A 5,243-nucleotide genomic window follows, 5' to 3' on the forward strand; every position below is an offset into this window, starting at 1 on the left:
TGTGGAGTCCAGAGGCGCTGGAAGCCGTCGGGCACTCCCGCGAACTCAGATGAGGGCACGGTGTCTGACTCGGATGCCGCGGCATCCGTCATGCCAGGTCCTCCGCAGTGTCCACGAGCGTGCGCTCGGCGATCGCCGTCAGGATGCGCTCGATCGCGTCGTCGACGGGGATGCCATTGGTCTGCGTCCCGTCGCGGAAGCGGAACGAGACTGTCCCTGCGGAGCGGTCCTGCTCCCCCGCGATCAGCTGGATCGGCACCTTCTGCGTCGTGTGTGTGCGGATCTTCTTCTGCATCCGGTCATCGGAGTGATCGACCTCGGCCCGCACCCCGCGCGCACGCAGGCGCGCCACGATCTCATCGAGGTAGCCGCCGTATTCTTCGGCGACCGGGATCGCGACGACCTGCGTCGGCGAAAGCCACACCGGGAATGCCCCCGCGTAGTGCTCGAGCAGGATCGCGAAGAAGCGCTCGATCGAACCGAACAGCGCACGGTGGATCATGACGGGACGGTGCTTCGCTCCGTCGGGGCCGGTGTATTCGAGTTCGAAGCGCTCGGGCTGGTTGAAGTCGAGCTGGATCGTCGACATCTGCCAGGTGCGGCCGATGGCGTCGCGTGCCTGCACCGAGATCTTCGGCCCGTAGAACGCGGCGCCGCCCGGGTCGGGTACGAGTTCGAGACCCGAAGCTTCAGCTACCTCGCGCAGAGTCTCGGTAGCTTCTGCCCACAGGGCGTCGTCACCGATGAACTTCGGGTTGCCCTCCTCCTTGGTCGACAGCTCGAGGTAGAAGTCCTGCAGACCATAGTCGCGCAGCACCGACAGCACGAAGTCGAGGTTTCGGGTGAGTTCGTCGCGCACCTGATCGGCCGTGACGTAGATGTGTGCGTCATCCTGGGTCATCCCGCGCACGCGAGTGAGCCCCGCGAGGGTCCCGCTCTTCTCGTAACGGTAGACCGTGCCGAACTCCGCCAGACGCAGCGGAAGCTCACGGTAGCTGCGACCCCGCGACCGGAAGATCAGGTTATGGAACGGACAGTTCATGGGCTTGAGGTAGTACTCCTGCCCCTGCCGCGTCACGTGACCCTCGGCATCCACGACTTCGTCGAGCTCCATCGGCGGGTACATCCCGTCGGCGTACCACTGGAGGTGACCGCTGGTCATGAAGAGGTCGCCCTTGGTGATGTGGGGCGAGTTGACCATGTCGTAGTCTGCGGCGAGCAGGCGCTGGCGCATGTACTGCTCGATCTCGTAGCGGATGATGCCGCCCTTGGGGTGGAAGACCGCAAGGCCCGGCCCGATCTCGTCAGGGAACGAGAAGAGGTCCAGTTCCGCGCCGAGCTTACGGTGGTCACGGCGGGCAGCTTCTTCGAGTCGGTGCTGGTAGGCGCGAAGCTCGTCCTTGGTCGGCCACGCGGTGCCGTAGATGCGCTGCAGCTGCGGGTTCTTCTCGCTGCCCCGCCAGTAGGCGCCGGCGATCCGGGTCAGGTCCCAGCCGTTGCCGATCATTCGTGTGCCGGGCACGTGCGGGCCGCGGCAGAGGTCCTTCCAGACCGTCTCGCCGTCGCGGGTCACGTTGTCGTAGATCGTCAGTTCCGCACCGCCGACCTCGACCGAGGCGCCCTCGGCAGCATCCGCACCGCCGCCCTTGAGGCCGATGAGCTCGAGTTTGAACGGCTCGTCGGCAAGCTCTGCGCGCGCTTCGTCTTCGGTGACAACGCGACGTGTGAAGCGCTGACCCTCGCGGACAATGCGCTCCATCTCCTTCTTGATGGCTTTGAGGTCTTCGGGCGTGAAAGGCTCGTCGACGCCGAAGTCGTAGTAGAAGCCGTCGGTGATCGGAGGTCCGATCCCGAGGTTCGCCTGCGGACGGATCCGCTGCACGGCCTGCGCCAGAACGTGCGCTGTCGAGTGGCGAAGGATGTCGAGCCCGTCGGAGCTGTCGATCGTCACCGGCTCCACCGTGTCCTCAGCGGTCACAACCGTCGCGAGATCCCGCAAGGTGCCGTTGACCCGTAGGGCCACGACAGAGCGGTCGGGGAAGAGAGCGAAGCCGTCGGCGGGATAGGCCACGTCAGACGGGACGAGCGGTTGTGTCACAGCGAACTCCTGGGCGATGTCAGTCTCAAGGCTACCGAGCCGAGCGGGGGCGTCGGACCAGAGCGATCACATGATCTGCCCGATGTACGAGTACTTGACGAACACCTCGGGCGCGAGCCCCGCCTCCTCGAGCACTCCCTGCACGGCAGCCATCATGTAGCGCGAGTCCCATCCCATGTAGAGGTGGTGCTCGTCATCCAGGCTGTCCCAGTCACCGTTCCACGCGCGATCGTTGTAGACGGGCCCACCTCGCCGGGAGCAGTACGCGATGACAGCGTCACGTCGATCCGCCCACAGTCGCTTGAAGATTCGATTGAAGAGGTACTTGATGTCGGGGACTTCCCAGTGCTCACCGACGTACTCGACATACGAGAACTCGCGCTCCCACCCGCGAGGCCATCCGCGCCGCGCAATTGCATCCAGGATGGGCGTCAAACCGTCATCGTCGATCATGAGTGGTCCTCGGCGTCGCCAGAGGGTCATCACCTGCTGAGCGAGTTGCGCGGACCGAACGCTGATCGCAGCTGTCCCCCACGTTTCGATGGACTCCAGCTGCCGCGTCAGGGCGAGGGAGCTCTTCCCGTAGACCTTGCGTTTAACGGGGAAGTCGGCGCCGAAGACCTGAGCCGCGAGTGCCTCCTCCAGCAGCGTGAGGTTGCCCAGGGTCGCGGCCAGGGCACGATGACTGTTCTGTTCGTCCTCGCTGTAGTCCTTCCACCGCCGCCCATCGCCGCCGGTCCAGTCATCCGATGGCGCGGGCGGGAAGACATGGTCGATGACGAGGTCATTCTGCGCCGGATCGGTGTCGGCCAGCCGCGACAGAACATACTCCGGATGCGGCAGGGGGCTGTGCTTCAGCGCAACGCGTACCCGATCATCGGACGGCGTGAGGCGCGAGATCGCCGTCGCCAGCGCGTCGATGCCGTCCGATGATGCCCGGACAAGGCGCGCGACCAGGCGCTCCGAACCCACGCCGACGACATCGCGGCGCAAGACAAGCGACTGCAGGTCGTCGAGCACGTCGAGGAGATCGTCACGTCCGACCTCGCCGCCGCGGTGTCGCGCGTACAGCGACATGACCAACGGGTACATCCCGCGGCCGAACGTATTGAGGTGGTGCAGACGCACCCGGATTTCGGCATCCGGCTCACCCGTGGGGTCAAGCAGCGTCGCGTAGAGCTGGGCGACGGATCTCCACTGCTCCGCCTGGGTTCGAAGCGCCGCGGGGTCGAGTCGAGGGAAATGCGCCCGGAACACGTCATAGACACCGCGACCCGATGCGGTCGTGGCGACCTCGCGTCCGCCGACCATGACGAGATAGTGAGCCCAGAACGACGCGATGTGCTCACCGGTGCTCCGCTCGATGGCGGCCCAGTACTCGTCTTCGATGACCAACTGCTCGGCGTGCGAGAGTCCCATGAGTACGTAGTTGTGAATCAGCTCATGGTCGCGCAGTGGCTCGCCGGTGGAGTTCAGGCTCTCGAAGATCTGCTGGGCATTGGCGCCGGTGCCGAGTGAGATGGCGACGTGCTCCAGCCGCTGGAGTCCGCGCCAGACCCGAGCGACATCATCGGCGGCAATCTGACTACGAAAGAACGCATAGTTGTCGGCGAACCGCGAGGGCGTCGGCGCGACATCCGTAGCCCCAACGACGACTTCACGGAAAAGTCCTGCCCACTCGCGATGGGGCCGAAGCTTCGTGTCACCGGTCGCGCCGTGAAGGAACACGCGCTGAAGCTCCTCTGCAAGTACGGAGTCTTCGTCCCGGATGGTGTGGAACAGGGCAGCAACCAGAAGCATCAGCGTCGTGATGCGTTGCTGCCCGTCGATGAGCACCCACTCCTCGGCGTCTTCGCCCGAGCGTGGGCCCGCCGAATCGGCTGCGCTGAGGACCGAGCCGATGAAGTGCATCTGGTCGTCATCCCGATCGGCCACGGCACGGATGTCGCTCAGGAGCTGTTCGCAGCCCCCGATATCCCACCGGTATTGCCGCTGATAGACCGGGACGACGATCGTGGCCTGAGCCGACGCCAGCCACGCGACCGTATTCACGGCGTGAGCGCGGATGTTCGTCGCAGTGATCATCGAGTGTCTCCTCCGGCTGTGTGGACGACCCCGACGAGTCTAATAATCACGGCGCGGATGCCCAGGTTCCCGCGCAGGGCCGGAGGTAGGGTTACCTAAGTTGGGCCTGTAAAAACGCGCTGGCTCACCGACCGAAAGGCACAGACCCTATGGGTTACATCAAGAGCGCCGCTCTCGACGAGACCGGCTTTGTCGTCCTCGACAGTTACAACGAGCCCGTCGATCCGAAGGAATGGCTCGACATCGAATACGTGGACTGGAAGTCCTCGGGTGACACCCGATTCGCTCCCCTCGCCTCGGCCAAGGGCGAGATCGAGTGCAACGGCTTCTGGAATCACCAGCCGCCCCGCACCGACAAGGACGGCGTCTGGATCGATTCGCAGACCGAACTTGCTCCCACTCTCACTGCACGGGCGAAGGAGCCGGGCGCGAACGTCGGACGCTGCCGCATCATCGAGCTGCAGCCGAACTCCTACGCGGACTGCCTGTACAACCTCCACCAGGACGACAACAACCGCCTGAACCCCGATGGCACCGGCTGGGTCGTTCGCGGCTTCTTCAATCTGACCGACGACAAGGACAGCTACTTCGTCCTTCGTGAGAACCGCACCGACCCGAGCATCGAGTACCGCATCGCTCTTCCCGCCGGTGCTCAGCTGATCGTCGACACCCAGCGACTCTGGCACGCTGTCCACCACCAGGGCGACAAGCCGCGCTACTGCCTCATCACCTCGTGGACATCGGGCCCGGAGCTTGACGCCTATATCGAGAAGTACCACGGCAAGCCCACCACCGAGTACTACCCGGTCTCGGAGGAGATTCGCGAGGCCGGCCAGGCCGAGCAGGCGCGCCGGGATGCAGCCCGTGCCGCCTACTACGCAGCAAAGGGTCAGAAGGAGAAGCTCGCGATGAGCGAGGCCTGATCCACAACGACTCGAAGGCCCCCACCCGATGAAGGGTGGGGGCCTTCGTCGTCTAGGGTGCCCAGTGAGCCAGTTCGGTCGCGCCCCTGTGCGGCGTCCGGGGTTCGCACCCGCCGCACGGCGCGACCGCCTCGGGG

At 65.0% G+C, this 5,243-nt stretch carries 3 protein-coding genes; 1 reads left to right on the forward strand and 2 read right to left on the reverse strand.

The window, feature by feature from the left end; translation table 11 throughout:
• Positions 1-88 precede the first annotated feature (88 nt).
• A complete protein-coding gene (gene thrS / locus Q1V87_RS15235; protein WP_300594758.1) occupies positions 89-2,098 on the reverse strand; it encodes a threonine--tRNA ligase in 2,010 nt (669 codons plus the stop codon).
• 66 nt (positions 2,099-2,164) lie between these two features.
• Positions 2,165-4,183: a DUF262 domain-containing HNH endonuclease family protein gene (locus Q1V87_RS15240; protein ID WP_300594762.1), complete on the reverse strand. Its 2,019-nt coding sequence runs from the start codon at positions 4,181-4,183 to the stop codon at positions 2,165-2,167.
• Positions 4,184-4,332: 149 nt separating this feature from the next.
• Between Q1V87_RS15240 and Q1V87_RS15245 the strand changes: the two genes are divergently transcribed.
• Positions 4,333-5,106 (forward strand): hypothetical protein, encoded by a 774-nt coding sequence (locus Q1V87_RS15245; protein ID WP_300594764.1) that lies wholly within the window; start codon positions 4,333-4,335, stop codon positions 5,104-5,106.
• The last annotated feature ends 137 nt before the right edge of the window (positions 5,107-5,243 follow it).

The organism is Microbacterium sp., assembly GCF_030149085.1.
Taxonomy (GTDB): domain Bacteria; phylum Actinomycetota; class Actinomycetes; order Actinomycetales; family Microbacteriaceae; genus Microbacterium.

Excerpts from the sequence above, each read along its gene's own strand:
- Q1V87_RS15240 (WP_300594762.1), bottom strand. The coding sequence starts at position 4,183 with ATGATCACTGCGACGAACATCCGCGCTCACGCCGTGAATACGGTCGCG.
- Q1V87_RS15245 (WP_300594764.1), top strand. The coding sequence starts at position 4,333 with ATGGGTTACATCAAGAGCGCCGCTCTCGACGAGACCGGCTTTGTCGTC.